The 26,798-nt window shown below is 34.2% G+C and carries 28 protein-coding genes and 3 tRNA genes; 14 read left to right on the forward strand and 17 right to left on the reverse strand.

Annotated features, from left to right (window positions below; translation table 11 throughout):
* Positions 1–5: 5 nt before the first annotated feature.
* The 13 genes from HND50_02100 to HND50_02160 all read left to right on the forward strand — a co-directional run bounded on the left by HND50_02100 (position 6) and on the right by HND50_02160 (position 12,439).
* On the forward strand, positions 6–293 hold the full coding sequence (locus HND50_02100; protein NOG43992.1) for a cell division protein ZapA: 288 nt from the start codon (positions 6–8) through the stop codon (positions 291–293).
* A 227-nt stretch (positions 294–520) separates the two neighbouring features.
* A complete protein-coding gene (rny, locus tag HND50_02105) occupies positions 521–2,071 on the forward strand; it encodes a ribonuclease Y (GenBank protein ID NOG43993.1) in 1,551 nt (516 codons plus the stop codon).
* Positions 2,072–2,073: 2 nt separating this feature from the next.
* Positions 2,074–2,892 carry a TIGR00282 family metallophosphoesterase gene (locus HND50_02110; protein ID NOG43994.1) on the forward strand — a complete coding sequence of 273 codons (819 nt, stop codon included), beginning with the start codon at positions 2,074–2,076 and terminating at the stop codon, positions 2,890–2,892.
* Positions 2,864–3,757 (forward strand): bifunctional methylenetetrahydrofolate dehydrogenase/methenyltetrahydrofolate cyclohydrolase FolD, encoded by an 894-nt coding sequence (gene folD, locus HND50_02115; GenBank protein ID NOG43995.1) that lies wholly within the window; start codon positions 2,864–2,866, stop codon positions 3,755–3,757. Before HND50_02110 ends, folD begins: the two co-directional genes overlap by 29 nt.
* Positions 3,758–4,179: 422 nt before the next feature.
* Positions 4,180–5,079, forward strand: coding sequence for a DUF58 domain-containing protein (locus HND50_02120; GenBank protein ID NOG43996.1), 900 nt, complete (start codon positions 4,180–4,182; stop codon positions 5,077–5,079).
* 72 nt (positions 5,080–5,151) lie between these two features.
* Positions 5,152–5,535: a MerR family transcriptional regulator gene (locus HND50_02125; GenBank protein NOG43997.1), complete on the forward strand. Its 384-nt coding sequence runs from the start codon at positions 5,152–5,154 to the stop codon at positions 5,533–5,535.
* Positions 5,536–5,599: 64 nt separating this feature from the next.
* Positions 5,600–5,673: transfer RNA gene (locus HND50_02130), tRNA-Pro, on the forward strand.
* A gap of 90 nt (positions 5,674–5,763) precedes the next feature.
* The gene (locus HND50_02135) at positions 5,764–6,447 is read left to right on the forward strand and encodes a glycosyltransferase family 2 protein (protein NOG43998.1); all 684 of its coding nucleotides are present in this window, start codon (positions 5,764–5,766) and stop codon (positions 6,445–6,447) included.
* A complete protein-coding gene (locus HND50_02140; protein ID NOG43999.1) occupies positions 6,444–7,079 on the forward strand; it encodes a protein-L-isoaspartate(D-aspartate) O-methyltransferase in 636 nt (211 codons plus the stop codon). The genes HND50_02135 and HND50_02140 overlap by 4 nt, the downstream gene beginning before the upstream one ends.
* Before the next feature lie 43 nt (positions 7,080–7,122).
* Positions 7,123–8,013, forward strand: coding sequence for a DUF368 domain-containing protein (locus HND50_02145; GenBank protein NOG44000.1), 891 nt, complete (start codon positions 7,123–7,125; stop codon positions 8,011–8,013).
* Between the two features lie 34 nt (positions 8,014–8,047).
* Positions 8,048–8,121: transfer RNA gene (locus HND50_02150), tRNA-Pro, on the forward strand.
* Positions 8,122–8,183: 62 nt separating this feature from the next.
* On the forward strand, positions 8,184–9,695 hold the full coding sequence (locus HND50_02155; protein ID NOG44001.1) for a DUF92 domain-containing protein: 1,512 nt from the start codon (positions 8,184–8,186) through the stop codon (positions 9,693–9,695).
* Positions 9,696–9,811: 116 nt separating this feature from the next.
* Positions 9,812–12,439 carry a leucine--tRNA ligase gene (locus HND50_02160; protein ID NOG44002.1) on the forward strand — a complete coding sequence of 876 codons (2,628 nt, stop codon included), beginning with the start codon at positions 9,812–9,814 and terminating at the stop codon, positions 12,437–12,439.
* Here the strand turns inward: HND50_02160 and HND50_02165 are convergent.
* Positions 12,436–12,846 carry a response regulator gene (locus HND50_02165; GenBank protein ID NOG44003.1) on the reverse strand — a complete coding sequence of 137 codons (411 nt, stop codon included), beginning with the start codon at positions 12,844–12,846 and terminating at the stop codon, positions 12,436–12,438. The genes HND50_02160 and HND50_02165 overlap by 4 nt on opposite strands.
* Before the next feature lie 369 nt (positions 12,847–13,215).
* Between HND50_02165 and HND50_02170 the strand changes: the two genes are divergently transcribed.
* Complete coding sequence (locus tag HND50_02170) at positions 13,216–13,422, forward strand: hypothetical protein (GenBank protein NOG44004.1); 207 nt, start codon at positions 13,216–13,218, stop codon at positions 13,420–13,422.
* A 36-nt stretch (positions 13,423–13,458) separates the two neighbouring features.
* Here the strand turns inward: HND50_02170 and csrA are convergent, their stop codons facing one another.
* From csrA to HND50_02250, 16 genes are all read right to left on the reverse strand, one after another.
* Positions 13,459–13,665, reverse strand: a complete 207-nt coding sequence (gene csrA, locus HND50_02175; protein NOG44005.1) for a carbon storage regulator CsrA — start codon at positions 13,663–13,665, stop codon at positions 13,459–13,461.
* A 13-nt stretch (positions 13,666–13,678) separates the two neighbouring features.
* The gene (locus tag HND50_02180) at positions 13,679–14,473 is read right to left on the reverse strand and encodes a hypothetical protein (GenBank protein ID NOG44006.1); all 795 of its coding nucleotides are present in this window, start codon (positions 14,471–14,473) and stop codon (positions 13,679–13,681) included.
* Positions 14,470–16,146, reverse strand: coding sequence for an acyl-CoA carboxylase subunit beta (locus HND50_02185; GenBank protein NOG44007.1), 1,677 nt, complete (start codon positions 16,144–16,146; stop codon positions 14,470–14,472). The genes HND50_02180 and HND50_02185 overlap by 4 nt, the downstream gene beginning before the upstream one ends.
* 155 nt (positions 16,147–16,301) lie before the next feature.
* A complete protein-coding gene (locus tag HND50_02190; protein ID NOG44008.1) occupies positions 16,302–16,892 on the reverse strand; it encodes a YihA family ribosome biogenesis GTP-binding protein in 591 nt (196 codons plus the stop codon).
* A gap of 59 nt (positions 16,893–16,951) precedes the next feature.
* Positions 16,952–17,275 carry a thioredoxin gene (gene trxA / locus HND50_02195; GenBank protein NOG44009.1) on the reverse strand — a complete coding sequence of 108 codons (324 nt, stop codon included), beginning with the start codon at positions 17,273–17,275 and terminating at the stop codon, positions 16,952–16,954.
* An 81-nt stretch (positions 17,276–17,356) separates the two neighbouring features.
* Complete coding sequence (locus tag HND50_02200; GenBank protein ID NOG44010.1) at positions 17,357–17,803, reverse strand: septal ring lytic transglycosylase RlpA family protein; 447 nt, start codon at positions 17,801–17,803, stop codon at positions 17,357–17,359.
* Positions 17,796–19,778: a tetratricopeptide repeat protein gene (locus HND50_02205; GenBank protein ID NOG44011.1), complete on the reverse strand. Its 1,983-nt coding sequence runs from the start codon at positions 19,776–19,778 to the stop codon at positions 17,796–17,798. The genes HND50_02200 and HND50_02205 overlap by 8 nt, the downstream gene beginning before the upstream one ends.
* A gap of 6 nt (positions 19,779–19,784) precedes the next feature.
* Positions 19,785–20,525 (reverse strand): NAD-dependent deacylase, encoded by a 741-nt coding sequence (locus tag HND50_02210; protein NOG44012.1) that lies wholly within the window; start codon positions 20,523–20,525, stop codon positions 19,785–19,787.
* Positions 20,526–20,548: 23 nt separating this feature from the next.
* Positions 20,549–20,830, reverse strand: coding sequence for a hypothetical protein (locus tag HND50_02215; protein ID NOG44013.1), 282 nt, complete (start codon positions 20,828–20,830; stop codon positions 20,549–20,551).
* A gap of 717 nt (positions 20,831–21,547) precedes the next feature.
* Entirely contained in the window at positions 21,548–22,735 is a 1,188-nt protein-coding gene (locus tag HND50_02220) for an acetylornithine/succinylornithine family transaminase (protein ID NOG44014.1), read from the reverse strand.
* The gene (locus HND50_02225; protein ID NOG44015.1) at positions 22,735–23,415 is read right to left on the reverse strand and encodes a tetratricopeptide repeat protein; all 681 of its coding nucleotides are present in this window, start codon (positions 23,413–23,415) and stop codon (positions 22,735–22,737) included. The genes HND50_02220 and HND50_02225 overlap by 1 nt, the downstream gene beginning before the upstream one ends.
* Before the next feature lie 62 nt (positions 23,416–23,477).
* Positions 23,478–23,550: transfer RNA gene (locus HND50_02230), tRNA-Arg, on the reverse strand.
* Between the two features lie 68 nt (positions 23,551–23,618).
* Positions 23,619–24,821 (reverse strand): hypothetical protein, encoded by a 1,203-nt coding sequence (locus HND50_02235; protein NOG44016.1) that lies wholly within the window; start codon positions 24,819–24,821, stop codon positions 23,619–23,621.
* Positions 24,822–24,833: 12 nt separating this feature from the next.
* Complete coding sequence (locus HND50_02240; GenBank protein NOG44017.1) at positions 24,834–25,676, reverse strand: hypothetical protein; 843 nt, start codon at positions 25,674–25,676, stop codon at positions 24,834–24,836.
* A gap of 319 nt (positions 25,677–25,995) precedes the next feature.
* Complete coding sequence (locus HND50_02245; GenBank protein NOG44018.1) at positions 25,996–26,517, reverse strand: adenine phosphoribosyltransferase; 522 nt, start codon at positions 26,515–26,517, stop codon at positions 25,996–25,998.
* A gap of 2 nt (positions 26,518–26,519) precedes the next feature.
* Positions 26,520–26,798 (reverse strand): acylphosphatase, encoded by a 279-nt coding sequence (locus HND50_02250; protein ID NOG44019.1) that lies wholly within the window; start codon positions 26,796–26,798, stop codon positions 26,520–26,522.

The following is a 26,798-nucleotide window of genomic DNA, read 5'->3' on the forward strand; positions in this document are numbered from 1 at the left end:
CATTGATGGCCTCCAAACAAATTAATGTAAATATTTTTGGTTCTGAGTATACACTTGTTTCTGATGATGATAATAATCTTATTAAAAACGTTGCTCACTATTTAGATAATAAAATGCGTGAGATTGATCGATCGCAAAATTTGAAATCAACAGCAAGATTAGCAATTTTAGCAGCTCTGAACATTACCGAAGAGTTGTTCCAGGAGCGAGAGTACCGGGATAAATTATTGCATCAAATCAATGAAGAAGCAAGAAAGATGAACCATTCTATTGTAGATATTTTAGAAGATTAAATAGCAAAATTTACATTTAAAGACCCTGTTTTAAGTCTAATAAATGGACCAACACCATTATACCAGGGAACTGACTCTGTTTGAATATTGCAAGCCACTTAAATGAGGAAGCATGACACAAACAGGAGGTACCCATAATATCCACGTCAGGTCCCTTATTATTAGGCACTTTAGAACAGGGTTTTTTTTGTTTTGGGGCGATGTGACTTTCAGGAGGAAAAATGAGTTTGACAGACATTGTAGTTATTTTTGTTATTTTTATTGTTTCCTTTTTTTTGGGTTGGCTCATAAACTCATTGCTTGGGAAAAGGAGCTTAACTACAGCTAAAAAAAAGGCAGAGACAATTATTCAGGATGCACAATCCGATATTGAGAATTTAAAAAAAGAAAAAATTTTAGAAGCAAATGAAGAAGCATATCAACAAAAGCAAAAACTTGAAGAAGAGTTTAGGGCAAAAAGGAATTCATTAAAAACATTAGAAAATGATCTTTTAACCAAAGATAATAACATTGATAGAAAAGCTGATCTTGTTGCAAAAAAAGAAAGAGATTTGTTTATTAATGAGCGTGAATTAAATAACCGGGAACACTCGTTAAACAATCGTCAAAAAAGCCTGGAAGAGTCGATTGAAGAAGCAAATAAAAAATTGGAAGATTTGTCTGGTTTAACTTCGGCTGAAGCCAAACAGCTTCTGATGGAAAACCTGACTGAAGAAGCAAAAAAAGAAGCAGCACATTTAATTTATCAAATATCACAGGATGCAAAAGCAAATGCAAAAGATGAAGCCCGACGGATCATTCTTTCTGCTATGGAACAAATAGTTTCCAATCACACAATTGAGTCAACTGTTTCTACTGTTTCACTTCCTTCTGATGATATGAAAGGGCGAATCATTGGTAAAGAAGGAAGAAATATTCGTGCATTTGAAATTGTAACGGGAGTTGATGTTATTGTCGATGATACACCTCAGGCTGTTTTATTAAGCGCTTTTGATCCCTACCGCAGAGAGTTAGCCAAATTAACAATGGAACGTCTTGTCAGCGATGGCAGGATTCATCCTGGACGAATTGAAGAAGCCCATGAAAAAGTAATTTCTGAAATGGATGACCATTTTGAAGAAATTGGAGAGCATACGCTGCATGAAATTGGTATTCACGGTTTCCATACTGATATTGTAAAAACGCTTGGTAAACTCAAATACAGATCGAGCTATGGGCAAAATGTTTTGCAACACTGTCGGGAAGTTTCTGAATTGGCTGGAATTTTAGCATCTGAACTGGATTTAGATGCAAACCTTGCACGCAGGGCAGGAATTCTACATAAAATTGGTCTTGTTGTGCCAAAAGCAAACGAGTCTAATTTTTCCAAAGCTGGTCATGAGTTTGTTAAAAAGTATGGCTTAAATCCAATCGTTCTAAATGCAATTCTGGCTTATGGTGATAAAACAGAGGCAAATTCCCCAATTCCGATTTTGATTCAGATCGCTGAAGAAATAAGCCAAAAGAGACCTGGTGCAAGAAGAGAAGTTATTGAAAGTTATGTTAAACGTCTAAATGCTTTAGAAGAGGCCGCAGATTCATTTGAAGGTGTTCGTAATTCTTATGCCATTCAGGCCGGTAAAGAGGTTCGTATTATTATCGATCATAATAAAGCAGACGATGCTGTGAGTAACCAACTTGCAACTGATATTGCAAAAAGAATCCGCAAACAGGTTGATTCAAACAATCAAATTAAAGTAAGTATAATCCGTGAATTTAGATCAGTTGATTATGCCTGATGATACGAATACTATTTGTTGGGGATATTGTAGGCCATGAAGGATTAAACTTTTGTGCTGATTATTTACCCCTCCTAAAACGTGACATAAATGTTGACTTTTGTATTGTTAATGGTGAAAACAGCGATGCAGGAAAGGGCATTACAAAAAAACAAGCCCAAAAATTACTTAGCTCTGGTGTAGATGTAATTACCGGCGGAAACCATATTTGGCAAAAAAACAGTATTGACGTTATAGAAGATAGTTCTCTCCGAACCTTACGGCCTGCCAATTATCCATTTGATAAACCCGGTAAAGGCTATATTATTCATTCAAGTGATTCTAAACCTGCCAATAAAGTTGCTGTAATAAATCTGCAGGGAAGAAGTTTCTTGCCTCCAATAGATTGCCCATTTCAAAAAAGTATTGAACTTGTTGATGAAATAAAAAATGAAACCCCCATTATTTTTGTTGATTTTCATGCTGAAGCTAGCGCAGAAAAACAAGCTCTTGGCTGGCATTTAGATGGAAAAGTATCAGCACTTGTTGGTACACACACCCATGTTCAAACAGCTGATGAGCGAATCTTGCATAAGGGCACTGCGTATATTACCGATGTTGGTATGACCGGACCTTTTGACAGTGTTATTGGGATGGATATTGGAACAGCGGTTCAAAGATTTAAAACACAGCTTCCAAAATATTTTAAACTGGCAACAAGAAATATCCGATTAAATGGCGTTGTTATTTCTATAAATGAAAATACTGGTAAAGCGCAGAAAATTACACGCTTAAATTTTTCAAAGGAAGATTATGGATTCATCAAAAATACTCAATGGTAAAGAAGTAGCTGAATTTGTTAACCAAAGAAACAGTACTCATGTTGAGTTATTAAAAGAAAAAAATATTCAACCTGGCCTGGTCGTAGTTTTGGTTGGAGATGATCCCGCATCAGCGGTTTATGTTCGCAGTAAAGGGCGTATGTGTGAAAAATTAGGAATCCTATCTTCAACACATGCCTTGCCAGAAGAAACCAGTGAATCTGATTTATTGCAATTAATTGATAAGTTAAACAAAGATGATAAATACAATGGCATTTTAGTGCAATTACCTTTACCAAAACATATTGACGAACAAAAAGTAATAGAGGCCATTAATCCCCTAAAAGATGTTGATTGCTTTCATCCAAAAAATGTTGGTTTATTAACAATTGGTTCGCCTTATTTGCTGCCATGTACGCCGGCTGGAATAGTTGAAATTTTAAAATATTATAAGATCGAAACTTCAGGAAAAGAAGTAGTTGTTATTGGGCGTAGCAATATAGTTGGCAAACCTGTAGCAAACATCTTGTTGCAAAAATCCAAATTTGCCAATGCCACAGTTACAATAGTGCATAGCCGGACACAAGATATAAAAAAGCATACGGCCAATGCAGATATAATTGTAGCTGCAATTGGGCAAGCAAATTTTCTAACTTCTGATATGATCAAAGAAGGCGCGGTTATTATTGATGTTGGTATTAACAGAGTTGATGATCCGACAGCAAAAAAAGGATATCGCTTAAAAGGTGATGTTGATTATGATTCTGTGTTTGAAAAATCTTCAGCAATTACCCCTGTACCCGGAGGAGTAGGGCCAATGACCATTGGAATGTTGATGCATAATACAATTATTGCAGCAGCAAAACAAAATGGGGTTGATTTGTAATTTAGCCAAAAATAAAATTGAAAATTAGGGATATTTTTTTTGTTTTTGCTGTTTAAGAATTCAATTAAATAAATATGTAAATAAAGAAAATAATATGAGTACTGAGCTTTCGATCGCAATAATAATTGTTTTGCTAATCTTATTAATAGTTCAGTTAAGTTTTCTAGTTATTATTAAGAAGTTTATTTCTAAATTAACTTCCTTTACAAAATTTAAAAGTATACAATCTCCCCAAAAAGATCTACTAAATAAATCAGTCAAAACCTGTAAAAATTGTCAGTTCAGACAAAGCTTTCTTAACGTTGAAATAGAAGAAAAATTTGTTTTCACATATTTATGTAAGTTTAATGGCAAGGAAATTTCTTTAAGAGATTCATGTTCAAGATTTATGATTGAAAAGACTAGAATGAAATAGCAAACCAATGGAAAATTTAGACTATAAAAAATATTTAAAGCAAGGTATCCTTTCATCGATAAATAGTTTAGAGTTTTTAGCAAAGCATATTGTTGAAGGATTTATTACAGGTTTGCATAAAAGCCCTTTTCATGGGTTTAGTGTGGAATTCAGTCAGCACCGTCCTTACATGCAGGGAGACAGCTTAAAACATATCGATTGGAAAGTATTTGCACGTAGTGACCGTTATTATATTAAACAATTTGAAGAAGAAACAAATCTTCGTTGTTCTCTTTTACTTGATATATCCAGCTCAATGAATTACAAAAGTAATGATATTTCCAAACTTGAGTACGCTTCTGTGTTAACCGCGTCCTTAGCTTATTTAATGCTAAAACAAAGAGACGCCACAGGTTTGATGCTGTTTGATGAATCCATAAAAAAGGAACTTCCTGTAAAAAGTGTACCTGTTTATATAAAAGATATTATACTGGCACTTTCTGAAGTAAAAACGGGAAATGACACAAACATTACTCATGCTTTGCATAGTATTGCTGAGCGGATTAAAAGAAGAGGGCTAATAATCATTATTTCTGATTTGCTTGATGATCCGCAAAAAGTCTTATCAGGTTTAAAACATTTACGCTATAATAAACATGAAATAATTGTTTTTCATATTGTAGATGATCAGGAAATTGATTTCGATTTTAAGGGAGAGTTTATTTTTGAAGATTTAGAGAATAAATCAAAAATTAAAGCAGACTCTCGTTATATTCAACAAGAATACCTTAGACAAATAAAAAAACACTATTCATTTTTAAAAAACAGTTTTTACGAAAACCACATTGACTATATTCGTATCAGAACATCAGAACCAATTGAGTCTGCTTTGAGCGATTATTTATTGAAAAGACAAAAAATGCTCTAATAACAAATAAAATATTGCCAGATATTATCTAAAGCAATATCTTAGATTTTATTTAGTTAAGGTTTAGATGCCGTGTTAAACATTGATAAAATATCATATTCTATAGGGCAAGTATCAGAAATAACTGAGATTGCACAATCTACATTAAGATATTGGGAAACAGTTGTTTTTGTATTAGATCCGCATAAAACTGATGGAGGCAGTAGACGATATTATAAAAAAGATGTTGAAATGGTATTAACGATTAAGGACCTTTTGTATAACCAGGGATTTACTATAAAAGGTGCGAATCAGTTTTTAAATAAACAAAAATCTGAAAATTTTAAACCAGAAATTGAAGCCGCCATTCCTAAACCTGACAATAACTCTTCAGATATTGAGCATAGCTTGCATAAAAATACAAATATTGAATTTATTCTTAGAGAACTAAAAGATATTAAAAATATTCTTGAATAATAATTTATAATTACCTGTTTTAATAAATTGATTATTAAGGGATTCCTTTCTAATTTTCAACATTCGGAGCGTGGCGCAGCCCGGTAGCGCACATGACTGGGGGTCATGGGGTCGCAGGTTCAAATCCTGTCGCTCCGACAGTAATAGCAAGGGTTTGCAGAGTTTTGTAAACCCTTTTTTTTTAGAACAAATTTTTCATTTTTTACTACGATTTGGTGTGATTAATAAATGAGCCTTCCCAGCTATTCGATTTTAATACCAGCATACAATTCACAAAGCAGCATTGGAGAATTGATTGACCAAATTATTAAAATTGAAAACAAACCAGATGCAATTATTGTTGTAAATGACGGCTCAAAAGACAATACCTCGGAAATTGCTAACAGCAAAAATGTTATAGTTTACGACTCAATTAAAAATTATGGAAAAGGTAATGCCTTAAAAAAAGGATTTGAGATTTTTATTTCCAAAACAGAATCAGACTATGTCTTATGCATGGATGCGGATTTACAGCACGAACCGGCATCAATTAATTCCTTTTTGAAAAAAACTACAAATAATGCAAAACCGGTAGTTGTTGGTAAACGAGATTTTAAAATTGGACAAATGCCTTTCCTAAGATACCTTTCCAATACGTTTACATCTGCAATTTTGAGTAAAATATCTGGTCAGAATATTGAAGACAGTCAGTGCGGGTTTAGATTAATAAAACGGGATATAATTAAACAGGTAAAAACAAAAGAGAATGGTTTTCAATTTGAAAGTGAATTTCTTATTGAATGTGCAAAAAAGAAGATTGAAATTAATTTTGTAAGTATCCCAACAATTTACAATAATAGTGCCTCAAATATAAGTCACATAAAAGACACATTTAAATTTACACAGCTTATTCTAAAAGAGATTTTTACATGATTTACTCAAAAAAACGCGATGAAATGATCATTAATCTTAGAAAGTTAGGCATAAATAGCGATCTTGTTTTGAATGCAATGAATCAGGTTCCAAGACATAAATTTGTCGCTTTAGGCTCTGAGTTTCAGGCATACGATGAAAAAGCACTCCCTATTGGATTTGACCAAACAATATCGCACCCTTATACAGTTGCGGTAATGAGCCAGGCATTGAATTTAAAAAAAGGGGAGAGGATACTCGAAATTGGAACAGGATCAGGATATCAGGCAGCTGTATTGTGCCAAATGGGTGCACAGGTTTTTACAATTGAACGGATTTCTCCTCTTGGCAAAAATGCAGAATCCATTCTAAAGGAACTTAAGTATCATTTTGCAATTCGTATTGGTGATGGGACAATGGGGTGGCAAACATATGCCCCTTACGATGGAATTATCGTCACAGCTGGTGCTCCCGTATCTCCGGAAAGCCTATTATCGCAACTTAAAGAGGGTGGAAAATTGCTAATTCCGGTTGGTGACAAAGATGAACAAATGTTGACCATGTATATAAGACAAGGATCAAAATATTCAAAAATAGAGATTGAGAAACTTTCGTTTGTACCCTTAATAGGTCAGTATGGATGGCAAAAATAAAATATAAAAATGATTAATCTACATTAATTACAAGGAAGATTTAATGAATATTTGGTATTATCTTAGATTATTTTTTGTTGGAATGGCGATGGGAGTTGCGAACATTATTCCTGGAGTAAGCGGTGGTACAATTGCCGTTGTTTTTGGAATATATGAACACTTGATGGAAGCCCTTGGTAATTTTGCTACTGATAAAGAAAAACGCTGGGAATATATTGTATATCTTGCTATTCTTTTTGGTGGTTCGATTATCGCTGTTGTGGGTTTGGCCGGGTTGCTAACGTGGTGTTTTGAAAATTATCCATTAATGACGGTCTATTTTTTTATGGGATTAATTCTTGGCAGTATACCTGTTGTTTTAAAATCTCATGATGATATGAAATTAAATGCAAACAGGGCAGTATCATTTTTAATAGGAATGGCAGCTGTAATTATCCTTGCTGTCATCCAGTCAGGTTCTGGATCAGCTGAAACAAATAACATTGTGACTGAGTTTTCAGGTTTTTCCGTTTGGGATTTTGCATATTTTCTTTTATGTGGAATTATTGCTTCTTCAGCCATGATTATTCCAGGAGTCAGTGGCTCGTTTATTCTTATTTTGCTTGGTGTTTATTGGACAGTTCTCGGCTCGTTGAGTGGTTTAACAAAATTAATACTCAGCTCCGGATTTTCAGAAGAAGTTGTTGGGAGGGGATTAATTTTGGGCTCATTGGGAATTGGAGTTGTAATTGGAATTCTCGGATTCTCTAAAATTATGAGTTGGGCCTTAAAACATCATCCGGCAGTTACAATGTACGCCATCCTTGGGTTAATTATAGGTTCATTCTATCAGATTTATCCAGGATTTGAGTTTTCGATCAACGGATTTGGTGCAGTTGTTACATTGATTTTTGGATTGGTTATTTCTCTTAGATTTGCAAAAACATCCGGTTGATTTAGTTTATACAAATATTTATTTTCTAATTATTCGGGGTGTGGCGCAGCCCGGTAGCGCGCACCGTTCGGGACGGTGAGGTCGGAGGTTCAAATCCTCTCACCCCGACAATTTTAAAATCGCTCCAAATTATTCTGCAAACATCAATTTCAAACAAACCAAATTAAATTTTGAATCTATTTGACTACATACCTTTTAATGCAAACCAGTGGTTTGTTGTCCTTTATTTTTTCTGTTCTCTTACACTCTTACTTGGCTTAGCAGAAGTAATAAGTCGCGTATTCAAGTTAGAAAAGGAGTTTTCAAGAAAATTTATTCATATTATTGTTGGCCTGCTTGTGGTTTTGTTTTCTCTAAATATTGTAGAACCTCAGCCAATTATTTTCTTATCACTAACTTTTACAATTCTTAATTTCCTGATTCAAAAATTTAAGCTTTTACCTGCCATGGAAAGTGATCGGCTTACTTACGGTACAACCCTTTACCCGTTTTCAATTGCTCTGGCTGCAATATTTTTGTGGGAAGATTATAAACTGATTTTTATTATTGTTGTATTGATAATTGCTTTAGCTGATGCAGCTGCTGCCATTGTTGGTCAAGCATCATCAAATCCGGTTAAATATATTATCTGGCGTGATGAAAAGTCACTCCAGGGGAATGCAGCAATGTTTGTTAGCAGCTATGTGATTATTACCGTTTCATATTTTTTATTTCCGGATATGATTAACTTCACACCGAATCATTCAATTTTTATAATTGCCTTTGTTGCATCTTTTGTGATTTCAATTTCAGAGTCAATTTCTTCAAAAGGATCGGATAATTTTTCTGTTATGATATTTGCAACTTTGGTGATGTATGTGTTTTTCCATGGAGAAAGTGAAGTTCAGCAACAATTTATTGAAGCTACAATTTTTGCAATTTTATTTTCTGGTTTAACTTTCAAATTTAAACTTCTTACATTGGATGGTTCGATTTCTGCAGCATTGGTGGCTATTTTAATTTATGGTTTTGGTTCCTGGGAATTCACAATACCGCTGCTCCTATTCTTTTTTTCGTCTAGTATTTTAAGTAAAACGGGGAAAAATCTAAAGCATCAATTTAAATTAGTGTTTGAGAAATCTTCAAAACGAGATGGGAAACAGGTTTTTGCAAATGGTGGTATTGCGGTTATTTGGGCAACGAGCTACTTTTTTTATCCTTCTGAGTTGATATACTATTTTTATATAGTTTCTGTTGCAGCGGCAAATGCAGATACTTGGGCAACTGAACTAGGTGTTTTTAGTAAATCTAAACCCCGCTTAATAACAACGTTTTTGCCTGTAGAAAAAGGCCGGTCTGGTGGAATTTCCCTTACAGGATCATTTGCTTCTTTGATGGGCAGCTTTGTTGTTTCTTTAACAGGGCTTTGGATGACAGTTGATTTATTTACAAATCTCAATCTTCTTTTGTTTTTAACATTGGCAGGTTTTTTTGCATCATTTGTAGATAGTTTTTTAGGCGCTACATTACAGGCTCAATATATGAATACAAAAACTAATCAAATCACAGAAAAAGCATTAAATATACAAAATGAAAAAAATAAACTTATTTCCGGATATGCGTGGTTGGATAATGACCTGGTAAACTTTTTATCTATTCTTACAGCCCCATTATTTTATTTTCTTTTTTCTTTAGTGATATAATCCAAACAGCAAAAATTGTATTTCTGTCTTTTAGTACAACCTTGTATAAGGATAAGTATATCCTTAAATTATAGGCTCAGCAAAGAATTGTACCTAACATTATATCAAGGAAAAAAATGGCTTACCCGTTTTCTGAAATCGAAAAAAAATGGCAAAAATATTGGGATGAAAGTAAAACATTCCAAACTCCTGAAAAACCTGATCTAAATAAACCCAAATTTTATGTTTTAGATATGTATCCTTACCCAAGTGGGGCCGGGCTTCACGTCGGTCACCCGGAAGGATACACAGCTACAGATATTATTGCGCGCTATAAACGGTTTAAAGGATTTAATGTTTTGCACCCAATGGGTTGGGATGCATTTGGTTTGCCAGCAGAACAATATGCGATTGAAACCGGGACACACCCAAAAGTAACAACACAGAAAAATATTGATCGTTTTCGTGAACAGCTTAAAGCAATAGGTTTTTCTTATGATTGGGATAGGGAAGTAGACACAACAGATCCAAATTACTATAAATGGACTCAATGGATATTCATTCAGCTTTATAAAAAAGGTCTTGCCTATCTGGCGGATGTTCCTGTGAACTGGTGCCCGGAGCTCGGAACAGTTTTAGCAAACGAAGAAATTATTGATGGCAAAAGTGAACGAGGTGCTCATCCGGTATACAGACGCCCGATGCGTCAGTGGATGTTGAAAATTACAGAGTATGCGGATCGGTTACTTGAGGATTTGGATGATTTGGATTGGCCGGAAAGCACAAAAGAAATGCAACGTAACTGGATTGGCAAATCCGAAGGGGCAGAGGTAGATTTTAAAATCGTAGACCATTCTAATCAAATCCGGGTTTTTACAACGAGGCCTGATACGCTTTTTGGCGCCACTTACATGGTCCTCTCGCCCGAACATCCACTGGTTGGTAAAATTACTAAAACAGCTCAAAAAGATGCGGTTGATAATTATATAAAAGAGGCCGAAACTAAAAGTGATCTGGAAAGAACTGAATTGGCAAAGACCAAATCTGGAGCATTCACAGGCGCATTTGCGATTAACCCGGTCAATAATAAAAAAATACCCATTTGGATTGCAGATTATGTTTTATTGTCGTACGGAACAGGCGCGATTATGGCAGTTCCAGGACAGGATGAACGTGATTGGGAGTTTGCGGAAAAGTTTGATTTGCCAATAATTAGAACTGTTCGGGTACCGGATGGTTTTGATGGTAAAGCCTATACCGGAGAAGGTTCTGCAATAAATAGTGAGTTTTTAAATGGGCTGAAGATCAAAGATGCAAAAACTAAAATGATTCAATTCCTTGAAGAAAAAGGCTTTGGTGAAGGCAAAGTAAATTTCAAACTACGTGATTGGTTGTTTAGTCGTCAAAGATATTGGGGCGAGCCATTTCCTGTTTTACATGATGGAGATGGAAATTCTTCAGTTGTAAATGAAAATGATTTGCCTGTTTCCTTACCAGAAATGGAAGATTTCAAACCGCAGCCTGTTGCTGATGATGACACAAATCCGAAGCCACCACTTTCAAGGGCACCCGAATCATGGAAATATGTAGAAATTGATGGTGTAATCTATACGCGTGAATTTAATACAATGCCACAATGGGCTGGCTCATGCTGGTATTATTTACGTTATATCGATCCTGATAATAATGAAAAAATTGTTGAGCCGGAAAAAGAAAAATATTGGATGTCTGTAGATTTATATGTTGGTGGTGCAGAACATTCCGTTTTACATCTTTTATATGCGCGGTTTTGGCACAAAGTTCTTTTTGATTTAGGCTATGTCAGCACAAAAGAGCCATTTCAAAAACTTGTACATCAGGGCATGATTCTTGGCGAGGCTGAGTATACGTTATTTAAAAATGATAAATCTGAACCGGTTTCTGCAGAAAAATATTCAGCTTTGAATAGTGATGAACTGAAAGAGCAAGGTATAATTTCGCAAAGAATTAATGAAACTGAAGTCAGTAAATCGGGTGATTTCTTTGTTTTAAAAGAAAATCCGGATATTAAAATTGATTCCAGATCCTTCAAAATGAGCAAAAGCCGTGGTAATGTTATTAATCCAGATGATATTATAACAAACTATGGCGCTGATTCTTTACGGTTATACGAAATGTTTATGGGACCTTTAGAAGCTATGAAACCATGGAGTATGACTGGTGTAGAAGGTGTAAACAGGTTTTTGAATAGGATATGGCGTTTGATTATGGATGAAGAAAGTGGGGAAGTGCTACCGAAAGTTAAGGACATTGAACCAAACAACCTGCAATTAAGAATTCTACATTCAGCTATCAAAAAAGTTAGTGAAGATATTGAAGCAATGAGATTTAATACAGCTATTTCTGCAATGATGATTTTCATTAATGAGGCATATAAGTGGGATGAATTACCCGTAGACACAATAAAAAATTTTCTAATATTATTAAATCCATTTGCTCCTCATATATCAGAAGAAATTTGGCAAAAAATGAAACTATCTTCGACTATTGCTGAACAAAGCTGGCCTGTTTATAATAATGATTTTTTAGAAGTAGATCAGGTAGAATGGGTTGTGCAAATAAACGGTAAAATCCGAGAAAAAATTACTGCGAGTAAAAATGTTGCTAAAGATGAAATTGAGCAACAGGCATTAGCTTTTGGCAGAGTCCCTGAGCTTTTGAAAGAAAAGATAGTTCAAAAAGTGATTGTAGTTCCCGGTAAACTTGTTAATATTGTAGCGAATTAACCTGGTTGAGCCTGGGCTTCTTCAATAACTTTTAATTTTTTCATTTCAGCTAATAATTTGTATTTATCTACAGGTTTCAATATGTAGCTATCACAACCTCTGGCCAGGCTAGCTTTTATATATTTTGGCTCGCTTAAGGAGGTTAGTATAATTATTTTTGACTTCTTAGTCCCGCTACTATTTTTTTCCAGGTTACGAATATTAGATAGTACATCTAATCCATTAATTTCCGGTAACATTATATCAAGACAAATTAAGTCATAATTTTGTCCTGCATCAATTGCCATTTTTACTTTTTTAATCCCCTCTAATCCATTCACTGCAATATGGCTCTCACCAAATTCAGACAGGATATGATTTACAATTCTATAAATAACAGCGGTGTCTTCGATGATTAGAGATTTCAAAGCATATATCCTTTAATATTTTTTTGAATAAGAAAACTATCGGTATTTTATTTTCAATTTTAAAGGACAATTATTTTTTGATTAATTTCTGATTACTAAATTATATATCTGCCAAACCTACAGACACACAATAACATATGGAATAAACATATACAATCCATTAAAACGAGCATAAAGCCAAACAAAACAAATACTTAAATAATTACAATACGCAATATAATGTTATATAATGTATATTATGTAAACTTAAATTTGTGAAAATACCCTGTTCTCTTTATTGGCATTAAATACTTGCAATCAATGTTGCTTAATTCCATTAAAAAAAATAAATTCTATAAAAATAAATTTTTACTTAATTATGAGGGACAAATGGACAAAGATGCTTTGGCTGTAGAATTTCTTAAAATTTATTATTCCTGTCATCCAGGAAAGCTACCAGAAAACGCTGATAAGGCTTTTGAGGAAATTTCTCAATTACATAAAAAATATAAAGGACGAGTTATTGGGGATTTAAAGAAAAAATCTGAAAGATTTGTAGACAATTATTTTGACAAAAAGGACGACAATTATTTGTAATTAATATGTGGGGACAAATAAAATCAGCTATAAGTTTTATTCTTTTACAACTTTAGCACTTGATTTAGTTGGAACAAAAGCTTTCCCTTTTATCTTTTCATATAATTCTTCACGATATATTTCAATTTCTCTGGGGGCTTCTATTCCAAGTTTAACCTGATTGCCATCAATTTCTACTACAATTAACTTCACATCCTCACCAATTGTTATAGACTCCCCTAACCTTCTTGTTAATACAAGCATTTAATTTGCTCCTTTAGATTTTAGTCCAAGTGGGTTTTCTTTTTTCTAAAAACGCACTTAGTCCTTCATAAAATTCATCTGTTTGTCTAAAACTAGCGTTTATTTCAGCAAGCCTGTCTATCTCTTTTTCATTCTCCAAATATTGAAAAGAACTTAAGATTTCTTTAGTAACTTGAATGGCTTTTGGAGAATTTTTTTCTAAGTCTTTTATCAGCTGTTCAATAGTTTTATCAATTTGAGATTCTGGAATAACTTTGTTTATTAGTCCGCATTCCAATGCCTCAGATGCAGATAATATTTTTCCGGTTAACAATAACTCCCTGGCTTTTCTTTCTCCAATTTGTTTAATTAAAAATACAGACACCATTGCAGCAACAAATCCTATTTTAACTTCTGGATAGCCAAAAATTGCGTTTTCGTCTGCAATAACAAAATCGCAAACAGAAGCTAATCCACAGCCGCCTGCCAGAGCCGGACCTACAACTTTAGCGATAACAGGTTTGGGGAAATTAAGAATTTTTAAATACAAATCCGAAAGTGATTTTGAGTCTTTCACATTATCAGAAAAATTATTTTCTCTCAATGAGATCATATATGATAAATCTGCACCACTGCAAAATGCATTGCCTGTGCCGGAAAGTATGACAACTTTGGTAGAATCATTTTGTTTTGCGTAATTAAATGCTTCTTTTAAATCACCTATAAGCTGATCATTCAATGCGTTTTTTTTATCAGGACGATTTAATAGTATCGTAGTTGTATTTTTATCCTGTTTAATTAGTACTGATTTTAGAATTGGACAACTCATGTTTGTAAAACACCGGCATTAAAATGATTATATTTAATTTCAGGATTCTTGGTTACGGCTTCTAAAGATACTATTAACCTCTCCCGGGTTTCTTCTGGCAAAATTATTTCGTCCACCCAAAGTCTGGCAGCAGCATATCGGGCATCTGTTTGATGATCATAGCTTGATTTTATTTGATCATGAAGAGCTTTTTTCTCATCTTCAGATAGTTTCTCCCCTTGTCTTTCTAATTGTTTGATTTTTATACCAGACAAAGTATTAGCTGCCTGGCTTCCTCCCATTACAGCATATTTAGCGCTTGGCCATGCATAAATAAAATTTGGAGAATATGCCTTACCACACATTGCATAATTCCCTGCTCCAAATGTACCACCAATTATGAGGGAAATTTTAGGTACAACCGAATTAGAAACCGCATTTACTAATTTTGCGCCAGCCTTGATAATGCCAGAGTATTCTGCATCCCGTCCAACCATAAATCCATTTACGTCATGGATAAACAGTAAAGGGATTTTATTCTGATTACAATCCATTATAAACCGGGCAGCTTTTTCTGCACTTTCTGTATAAATCACACCTCCAAATTGAGGTGGCTGCCCTTTTTTAATTATGTGTTTTTTTTGGTTTGCGATTATTCCAACCGGGTACCCACCTATATGTGCGTAACCACATACTATTGTTTTGCCATAGTTTCTTTTATATTCAACAAATTCTGCGTCATCAATAATCCTGGGAAGTACATCAAAAATATCATATGGAGTTGAACCTTCAAATGGTACAATTTTATAAAGCTCCTTTTTCTCATATTTATTTTTCCTGGAAGCTATAGGCTTTATACCAGAGTCATCGAAACCACCCATTTGTTTAACAAGTTTTCTAAGATGATCTATTGCTGCCGGATCATCTTTTTCTTTATAATCGATAGTCCCGCTATTTTCAGAGTGCATTTTTGCACCACCTAAATCTTCGGCGCTAATCTCTTGTCCAATGGCTGCTTTTACTAATGCCGGACCAGCTAGAAACAATCCGCTTCCTTCCGTCATTAAAATTTTATCTGTCATTACAGGTAAATATGCACCACCCGCAACACACATACCCATTATAGCTGTAATTTGAGGAATACCCTTTGAAGACATTCGTGCATTCAAATAGAAAACTCGGCCAAAATCATCCTGATCCGGGAAAACATCTTCTTGTAATGGTAAAAAAATCCCGGCAGAGTCTACTAAATATATTGTTGGCAGATGGTTTTCAAAAGCAATTGTTTGCGCCCTAATAACTTTTTTTGAAGTCATAGGAAAAAATGAACCAGCTTTAACAGTGGCATCATTTGCTATAATCATACACAAACGGTTATGAACATAACCTATTCCACAAATTGTTCCTGCAGAAGGCGCCCCGCCCCACTCTTTATACATTTCAAATGCAGCGAACTGAGACAATTCAAAAAAAGTAGTTTTAGGATCTATTAGTTTTGAGACACGTTCACGCGCTGTAAGACGGTTTTTCTTATGCTGTTTCTCAATATTACTTTTCCCGCCACCCAAATTAATTAATTCGCGCTGGGATTTAATCTCCGCAATAAGAGACAGCCATTTTTTTTCGTTTTCTAAAAAAGATGGTTTCGATAAATCTACAGAACTGGTTATTTTATCGGTGGATTGTTTAGCCAAAATTCCTCCATGATGGCGTTTTAAAAAAAGATATAGTTCAAAAAAATAAGCAGAAAATTTGTGATCTATATCAATTTTGAAAATAATATATGCAGGGCAAAATTTAAGATATATATCATTTTTGTCAAGAACTATTAATTATTCTGATAGATATATTAACCTGAAATATCTTTCAATAATTGAAACCTGATATTTCTAACAGCGGTCCCATCTTTTATTGAAAACGGTATACAATGAGAGTTAGGATAAGTATTGGTATAAAAAGCTATGCGCTTTTGTAAATCTTGTTTCTTAATCTTATCTGTTTTGCTGAGTATTAAAGAAAAATTTAACCCGAAATGCTCTAACCAGCTAAGCATTTCCCTATCGCTTTCCATGTGATTATGCCGGGAATCTATTAAAAGGTAGACTCTTCTTAAATTTTTATTTTCAAGAAAGTATGTTTCAATCATTTTTTGCCATTTGGCTTTTTGCGATTTTGGGATTTTCGCATATCCATATCCAGGTAAATCAACACAATAGATTTGATCATTTACATTGAAATAATTAATCAGTTGCGTTTTACCAGGCGTTGAAGATGTCTTAACAAGATTTTTACGCTGGAATATTGAATTGAGTAATGATGATTTTCCGACATTTGAGCGACCTGCAAAGGCAACTTCGGGAAGTATTAATGATGGAGATTGTTCTCTTGTTGTAGCACTTTTTTCAAAGGTAACTTTTGAAAAATCTTTTTCTTTTAGCATTTCAAATATTTGCGATACTATTTTGGTATAGTATCGCATATCTTTTATAATTAGTAAGTTTAAACAAGAGCTGCAATTTTTGCTTCAATTTGCCCTTTTGGTACAGCACCCAATAGTTGATCTACTGGTTTACCTTCTTTGAAAAAAAGAAGTGTTGGGATTGAACGAATGCCATAGTTCATAGAAGATTGTGGATTTTGATCAACATCCATTTTACCAACTTTGATTTTCCCTTCAAACTCATTGGCCAATTCTTCAACCAAAGGCGCAATAATACGGCACGGTGCACACCACTCTGCCCAAAAATCTACTAAAACAGGTACATCAGATTTTAATACCTCTTCTTCAAAATTACCATCACTCAATTCTACATATTTTGCCATTATTCCTCCAGAAATACTGTTATTTTTTTTTCAAAGTTAGGCAGTTTTCTATTAGCCTACAACTCAATCATACAAAAAATGTTACTTTTTTGCTTCAGGTTTAAAAATAATTTTACCTCTAATTTCAGCCGTCCCGGATTGAATCATTCCAATTTCTTTTGCTGCAGCAAATGATAGATCTAAAATCCTGTTTCTAACAAATGGGCCGCGGTCATTTATTCGGACAGTTACTTTTTTATTGTTGGAAAGATTTTCTACCTCAATTATTGTATCGAAAGGTAGTGTTTTATGTGCCGCTGTGAGATCATACATATTAAATGTCTCGCCATTTGCGGTTTTACGCCCATGAAATTTTTTTCCATAATATGAGCTTACACCAGAAATGTATTCAAACTCTGTATTTACTCTTTGATATCTCCATGAATTATTTTCGGGTGGCCTGTGTCTAAGGCTTCTATCAATTGTACATGATTGATAGATGAAAAACCCTACTACAATTATAATAATAGATATATTTTTTCTAATCATTTATCGGGTTTTCATCATTTTGAGGTAAAACATCTGGTTTAGCCAGAGTGGAATCTGGTGTCAAAGTATTTAATGATTGTGTTGAATCGGATGGTGCGGGTTCAATTTTTTCTTCAGGTGGTTCTGCAATTTTATTTTTAGCAATTTTGCCCTGCTCACTTTGTGGGTATTCTTTTGCCAGCACTCTATAGCTTTCAAGAGCATTGTTTATATCTTCTAAATAGTTTTCATAAATATATGCCGATGCATAGCGGGATTTTGTTGCCCATACTGATCCAGAATCATTAATGGCTACCTCATTAAATACATTGATTGCATCGATAAATTTTTGCTCATCAACAAGGTTTTCGGCTTCAAGAAACATTGTTTTTGAAATATTTGAATTATCAGATTTTAATTCTTCAGTTTCAATACCGGATAGTTTTTTTCCATAAATGGTATTTGGGTAATTTTGTATGATTATATTTTTTAATGAATCGGCAGTTAAAGAGTCTCCGTCGATATCTTTAAAAATATAATAAAGTGAAAAATATGCTTTGGGTGTCAGCAAACTATCTGAATGATTTTCCACAAAATGGAAATAACTAGCTTTGGCACTATCATAATGCTGATAGTTTAATAAAAAGAATTCAGCAATTCTAAAATCATTTTTTAACAGACTCGCTTCGACAACTTCAGGCTTTCTGGAAACCGCAATCTTTTTTTCTTTAATTTTTGGTGTTACAATTTTTAGGCTGTCTTCCTCTGCTTTAAGATTAGCGATATTTGCAATTTGCATAGCTTGCCCAAAATTTGCCTCAGACCGGGTTGTATCAGTTTGATCTACTACGAGAGTATCTGTTCCGGTAACAAGACTGTCTACCAAGTTAGAATCTCCATGAGCAAGATTGAACATGTCATCGCGATCTTTATTGAGCTGTTTTTTTATTTTTATATAGTCTGCGAGTATTTTGGAACGCTTAACAGCCTCTTCAGCAGATTCTGATTTGGAAAATTGTTTTTTTACCTGGTCATATTTTATTTTTGCAGAATCAAGCCAACCAAACTCAAATTCATAAATCTGAGCTATATAAAAATTCGCTAAGGCAGAACCATTTGTTCGCGGGTAAGTATTTATAACTTCATTATAGTTTTCTACTGCAAAATTAGAATCACCTTGAAGTTCAATCATATTTGCTAATTTTGTAGCGATCATTGAAAAATGCTTTTTAAAACGCTGATCACGCAATGTTGTTTTTAATATTTCCTCAGCCCGTTCATAATTCCCCAACTCGATTAAAGAGTTTACCATTTGTATAATAGAATCATATTGTTTAATGATTGGTAGATCATACCCCAAAACTTCTTCATAGCTTTCGATTGCAGTTTGGTAATCATCTAATTGATAATAGGAATCTGCAAGTTTATATTGTGCCCTGCCCGCTGTTTCAGAATTTGAAGTTGCATTAATGCATTCTGTAAAGTTAGAGATTGCTTCTTCGTATTCCCCTGAGAGAAAAAATAACTCGCCCATGTTTAGATATGCTTCTGCCCGAATTTCATCGTTTTCTGTTTTTGAAATCATACTTCTAAATTTCAATAATGCCTGCTCATTATCTTCTCGTTTCAAGTATGTTTTTGCAAGCCAAAGCTCTGCTTCAGGAATCAAATCAGATCTCAAGTATTTCTGTAGAAACTGCTCAAGTATTTCTTGAGATTTGTCATATTCCTCAAGCTGGTAATATGATTTTCCAATAAGGAATAATGCATCGTCAGCCCAAGAACTGCTATCACCGTAAAAATCAATTACTTTCCAGGATTTGGCAATCGAAGCATCAAAATGCTTTATTACATCAGCAGGAATTTTATCTTGTGTGTTGTTTTCCTTTTTTTCAAGCCCCGCCCTATAGTTCTCTTCTGCGTTAAAAAAGGTATTATAATAGGCGCAACTGGTAATAGAAAAAAAGATAACTACTACAATTTTAATGTGATTCATAAATATTTATCTTAACCTGTCTAAAATTATTACAAGATTTGTTAATACTTTTGCTGAAGGATAATTTATTACCTCATCAGCACTGTCCGAAAGTGGCGTTTTTTCAGTATTTATTTCAACCAGATAAGCACCATTTCCTTTTGCGATATAAGGCAATGAAGCAGCCGGCTCAACAAGCGATGATGTTCCAATCGATATAAAAACTTCACATGTGGCTGATGCTTCTTGGCCTTTACTTAAAACTTTTTGATCTAATGCCTCTCCAAATAAAATAACATCCGGTTTTAAAACAGAACCACATTTAGTGCATTTTGGAACTACTGATTCATCAATTTGTTCAGAATCAGACAAAGTTAAATCGCTGCAATTTGTACACCTGTTACGCTTTATATTACCGTGAAGTTCAATCGGTTTACTGCTTCCGGCTTTTGTATGTAAATTGTCCACATTTTGGGTGATTAAAGTAAAATCTTCAAAATAATTTTCCATATCCACTAAAGAGAAATGTCCCAGATTTGGCTTTATTTCCTTTAAAAGGCTCCTGCGCCAATGATAGAACTCCCAAAATAATTTTGGATCACTTTCAAGAGCATCAATTGTGGCAAGTTTTTCAACAGGATTATTCTTCCATAATCCATCTTTTCCTCTAAATGTCGGAACACCGCTTTCTGCAGAGACGCCTGCCCCGGTTAGAACTGTTACAGTATAAGCGTTTTTTAATCGTAAGATTAGTTTCTCAGAAAACATTCTTTAAACTCCGCTGAATAAAATTATAAAAACTTAAATAACTCAAGCATTGCCCATGGAACAAAAGAAATAATTAATAATCCCAATGTGCTGAAATAATTTAAACGTGCCAATTTTAATATATAATTAATAGCAAACTGGCTACCAATAAATTCACCCTTTTTTGTATAAATAAAAATAGAAAAAATTGCCCCGCAAAAAGAAAGTACAATTTGATAGGTTAATGCAAGGCCTGCATAAAATGTTGAATAATGAAATAAAATATGTTTGGTTGGCCCAATTCCAAATAAATCAAAATACTTCAAACCAATACCTATAAAAAGAAAAACTATTACCAATAAAGTTAAAGTATATGAAATAAAGTAAAACCTGGATGTTTTTTGATTCCTGTTTTTACTAAATAAGCGAAAAGCATAGGTATAAATTATAAACAGTACAATCACAGGACCATAAAAAATGATATTAAAATCAATAAAACTTAGTGATTTCGAATTTGCAGAATATGTTAACAGCTCAGGTAATGCAACATCTTTTGTAAGCAGATAATAAAAAACAAGCCCAGTCAGTCCCCCTACAGTAAGTATTATAGAAAATACTTTTATAAGTTTTTGAATAAAGTAGTGTCTATAATTTGGCTTAAACCTAAAATATAGAAATGAAAAAAATAAAATAATGAGATTAGTAATCAAAAAAGCAGATTGTAAAAATGAAAAAGTAAAAAAAGAAAAATCAACCTTAATTAAGTTATTAGTCTTAGTGAGTTCATTATTTATTATTAAAACAGAAGACAGCTGTGCAATGGAGAATATAGCAATTAATATAAAAACCGATTTAAAAAGTATATGAAAACGCGAGTTCTGCGAGTGGAATTTCTTATCATCTTCTGTGGACTTTTCTTCAAGGTTTTTTTGCAGCGATATGGAATATTCATTTAAAAAATAAAATATTACCGGAGTAAACAATAAAAATAAATTTGAACTGAGGAAGAGATAATCATATAGCAATGATAAATCCCAATGTTATTATTGATTAGTTAAGTTTTTTAAAATTGAATCTAAAATTGAAACGGCTGTATCAATGTGTTTATTTTCAATAATTAGAGGAGGTACAAACCTTAATACAGTTCCGCCCCCAGCAACATTAAAAATAAGTTTTTCCTTTAATGCTAAATCTTTTATCTCAATTGCAGAATGATGCACTTCAACGCCGAGGATAAGCCCGCGTCCTCTAACTTCTTTTATAATACTCGGGTATTTTTTGGCCAAGCTTTCTAATTTTGCTTTAAAATATGTTCCTTTTTCTATGATACTTTTCAAAAAAGTATCGGTACTTACATAATTAACTGTTGCCAGGCCGGTTGCACATGCAAGTGGATTGCCACCATATGTGGTACCATGTTCTCCAATTTTAAACAGATCTTTTATCTTTTCAGAAACCAGAAAAGCACCTAGTGGCAATCCACCGCCAAGGCCCTTTGCTGTGGCAATTGCATCCGGAATAAAATCATAATGCTCAAAATTATAAAATGCTCCGGTACGTCCTACTCCAGTTTGGATCTCATCAGCAACGACAAGAAAGTCATATTTTTCTTTACCGGATTTTATGGCCTCAATCATTTCTGGTGAAATTTCTCTAATACCGCCTTCTCCGGAAATTCCTTCAAAAAAGACGCCGGCTACATCATCATCAAGCACCATTTCAAAAGCATTTACATCATTATAGGGCACAATTTCAATATTTGGTAAAAGTGGTTGAAAACCTTTCCTGTACTTCTCTTGTCCTGTAATTGAGACAGCTCCAATAGATCGGCCATGAAAGCTACCTTGAAAGCTAATGATTTTTGATTTGTTTCGCTCATTGCCCCATTTCTTTACCAGCTTTAGCAAACCTTCTATTGCTTCGGTACCACTATTTGTAAAAAAAACTTTACTAAAAGGTGTCAGTTCAATCAGCTTTTTTGCCAGGCTAATATGAATTTCCTGAACAAATAAATTGCTTAAATGTAAATTCTTCTCAACCTGCTTAATGATGGTTTCTTTAATCAGAGGATGGTTATAACCAAGTGCATTTACTGCAATTCCAGCTAAAAAATCGAGATATGCACTCCCATCATCATTATAAAGCCAAACTCCATCCCCGTGTGTAATATTTAGAGGAATACGTTTATAAACATCTATTAAATATTGTGATGCCCGAGTATTTATATCCATTATTTTGAGGCTATAAGAATTAATTTAGTTTGTGCATCATATTTTCTTTGAGAATCGGGAAATTCGTCGATAACTTTTTGGAACATTGTTTGCGCCATTTGTCCATTACCCGCTTTTTCATAATTAAACCCTGCCAGGTAAATGTATTCTGAGGCCTGCACTAATTTCCCTGCTTTACTTGATGCTTTTTCATAATTTTCAGCTGCGCCGGTATAATCCTTTTCAGTTTCAAGACAAGCGGCAATTCCTGCGTATGCTGAAGAAACCAACAATTGATTTCCTGAATATGATCCTGCAAATTCTTTAAACTGCATTTTAGCTTCTTCAAAATGCTGCTCATTAAAATTAAGGTTTGCAAGCAAAAATATACCCTGTTCAGCGGCGTCTGTTCCAGAATAACCTTCTTTTAAAACATTTAAAAAGTCCCGTGATTTGCTGAAATTAAACTGATCAAACTCAATCTGTGCCTTACCAAGCAGTGATGAGGCTTCCATTTCCCTGTTTTCCATCATCGAGCTAACCCATATAAAAATAAGGGCAACTGCAAGAACCCCAACAACCGTATAAAGGATGCTGTTTTTATTCTCTTCATATAGCGTTTGTCCTTTTAACAAACCATCCAATAATGGATCTTTTTTTAAATCTTTTTTGTTGATTTTCTTTTTCTGTGGTTTAAGCATTTCGCACTTTCCTTTCTATGGTACTTCCAATGTATTTTACTTATATTTTTAAAGTTATTTAGTGCCCCATCCAGGACTCGAACCTGGGCACCGGGATTAGGAATCCCGCGCTCTATCCGCCTGAGCTAATGGGGCAAAAGAAAAGCCGAAATTTACTTCGGCTTTAAAATTATATCAAATTTATATGTGTAATATTTTAGATTTTAATCATCGTTTCCAAAATGAATAACAGCCCCAAGCGACATTAGAAATTCATTTCCTTTAAAAGTAATATTATCATCATCATCAATTACAGCTTCTGTTCCTCCAAATTCAAAACTGCCATCCAAAATAACATTACCCAAAATCAGGCCTACACCGGCGGTTAGAACATTTGTAACAATCTGATCACCAGCATCATCCACGGCACCGGAAGGATTGTTATAAAATCCGAGCCTAACAGGAATTACAGAATTACCACTTGTTATTAAATATTCTCCTCCAAAATGGATAGAGTTAATATCTTTGCCACCAATTTTCTCGTCAGTTGGTGCAAAGATAATTTCTGAAACAGGACGGTTATTATAATCAATGGCAAAAAGTAGATTGTCGGTGGCACGGAATGCGGCACCCACCCTGAAAAACAGTGGTGCTTCAAAATCAACTTTCTCCCCATCAAAAGACATTCCATCAAATTTTGTATATTTAAATGACCTGGTATGTGGCAAATTAAAATTAGCACCTATGGATAGATTTTCTGTTGGCTTAAAAAGTAATCCCATATCCATTGCAACCCCTGAATACTCAATTTCATAATCATATTCAGAAAGAATGAACTCGTCTAATTCTTCACTGCCGCTACCCTCCTCTACTCCGGTAAGGATATTAATGGTTGCCCCAACTGAGATCATTTCATTTAATTGAACACCTATTGCCGGAGCTATTGAATTTATCCCGCCATCAACATTGTCTTTAATAATATTATCAAAAAATGATGCCGAGATTCCATCCCCTTTTATAGTTTGAGTGATTTCACCACTAAAGTCATACATTCTGCGTAATGCTATTCCACCAACAATGTTAAATTCACCAACATTAAATGGCACAACAAAACTAAGAAAATTAAGCTGAAATTTTGATTTAACATCAATATCCCAGGACTCAATTCCTCTAACAGAGTTGGAAAAGCCTTCTATTGTCCCACTACCTGTTCCAAGGCGTCCAACTACGCTAGCTTCAATTTGGTATAATTGAGATAAACCCGCTGGGTTCCAGGATATGGCAGAAGCGTCATCTGCAACCCCAGTAAATGCATAACCTAAACCGGCTGCACGGGCGCCATTTCCGTTTAATCCAAACTCAGCAAAGTTTTGGCCAAAAGCCGGTAAACTAAATAAAAGAAAAAGTAGTGTAAAAATTAATTTCATTCTGCAGCCTCCCTATTTTGTTAAAAATTTATCGCCTAATGCGACAATCTGTCCTTCAGACTTTTTAATTATTTTTGCAGTAGAAAATTTTTCCAATGACTCCGTTACTAAAACTTCACCAATGATGATAGTGTCTTTACCTAAAACTTCTCCGGTAATTGGGTGTCTTAGTTCCCGGCCTTCTTTATAAATTATACACTTCAAACCCTTCTTTAATCCAGCCATACGTCCGCCATCTAACAAAATTTTCCCATCCGGATTAACCTGTATAACTGTGCCTTCTACAAGCGGAAGGCTTTGTGTAAACTTATTGGCCAGATTTTCAACAGTATTCTTAACACTCAAAGCGTCAGCACTACCGGAATAAGCATCGTGTGCGATTATTATAGTCGCAGATTCAGTGTCGATTGCGCGGGCATCAATACTTATAGAGCCTGACTTGGTAGCAGCAACCGAGCCAATGATTATGGCATCTACGCCCAAACCTTTACCTAACTCAGCAGCGGTGGAAGCATCTAAAATACCACTCATTCCCAACTGTTGCTCTTCAATTATTTTATCAAGTTGGCTTCTTTCAATTACTTTAAATCGTTCCTGGTTAAAAAGCGCAGTAATCATTTTATCAAGAATAATTTCACCAAGATCTTTACTAGCACCTTTGTTTTGAAATGGTAAAATGGCCACGCTCATTCTCTCACCTACCAGTTTGATTGTCTTTTTTCCAACAATCATTTTCTTTTCAGGATTAGTCTTCTTCTTTGTTTCCTTTTTTGGTGTAATTGTCACAGGAGCTGGGGGTAAAGTTCCAGAATTTATTTTCCCCAAAAACTCCTGCGCCCTTACACTAGGCGCCATCCGGGCAGATTTTTTTAAAAATTTTTCAGCTTTATCCTTTTGCCCTAAATGATAATATGCAATTCCAAGTTCTCTATTAGGGAAATACTTTATAAAATGCATTCCATATGTACGGATTTTTTTTGTATCCTTTCCCTTAACTTTCAAAGCCATCTGAAACTTTGTAACAGCTAATTCATAGTTTCCTTCTTTAGAAGCTTTCACTCCCTGGGCATATTGTCTAAACCATTCTTCGCCTGCTTGCAATTGAGATATACTTAGCAACATAATCCCAATTATTGCAATTAAAAGCTTTTTCATATAATTCCCTAAAATGAAGTTAATATTTAATTATTGATTCAATTGGATAACTAGAAAGACCCCGGCGTCCTTCTAAAAATGATAATTCAACAAGAAACAAGATTCCGGCAATTTCTGCTTTGCACATTTTAACCAATTCAACCGAAGCCTTGGCAGTACCTCCAGTAGCAAGTAAATCATCAACTATAACAACTTTTGCTCCACTAAAAAAAGAATCTTTATGAATTTCAAGTGAATTTGATCCGTATTCAAGATCATAATTTATTTTATAGGTGTCATACGGCAGTTTCCCCGGTTTACGTACCGGAACAAAACCAATATCCAATTTATATGCTAACGCCGATCCAAAAATAAACCCACGCGATTCGATTCCGCATAAAAAATCAGGTTTCCATGAAATACATTTTTCAGCTAAAATATCAATCGAGTCTTTTAGTAAATCACTATCCTGTAATACTGGAGTAATATCTTTAAAATTTATACCTTTTTTGGGGAAATCTGGTATATTGCGAATAGAAGATTTTATGTTTTCTATGGACATATTTAAACCACTACTTCAAATATTTTTAATGAATCATTTATATTTTCAGGTACTTCTTTGATTGAATCAACTCTGGACAATGCCGGACCTTTTTTTATGTTTGATTTGAATTGCTCCAAATTATTAATAGTGCCTTGAGCAAAAATCTCAACATTACCGTTTCGGGTATTTCTTACAGTGCCCAATATATTAAGTTTTTGGGCTGCTGTTAGCACAAACCATCGAAAGCCAACTCCCTGCACCCGCCCTTCAACAATATATTTATAAGCAAAGATTTTCAT

The sequence above is a fragment of the Calditrichota bacterium genome (assembly GCA_013112635.1).
GTDB lineage: Bacteria > Calditrichota > Calditrichia > Calditrichales > J004 > JABFGF01.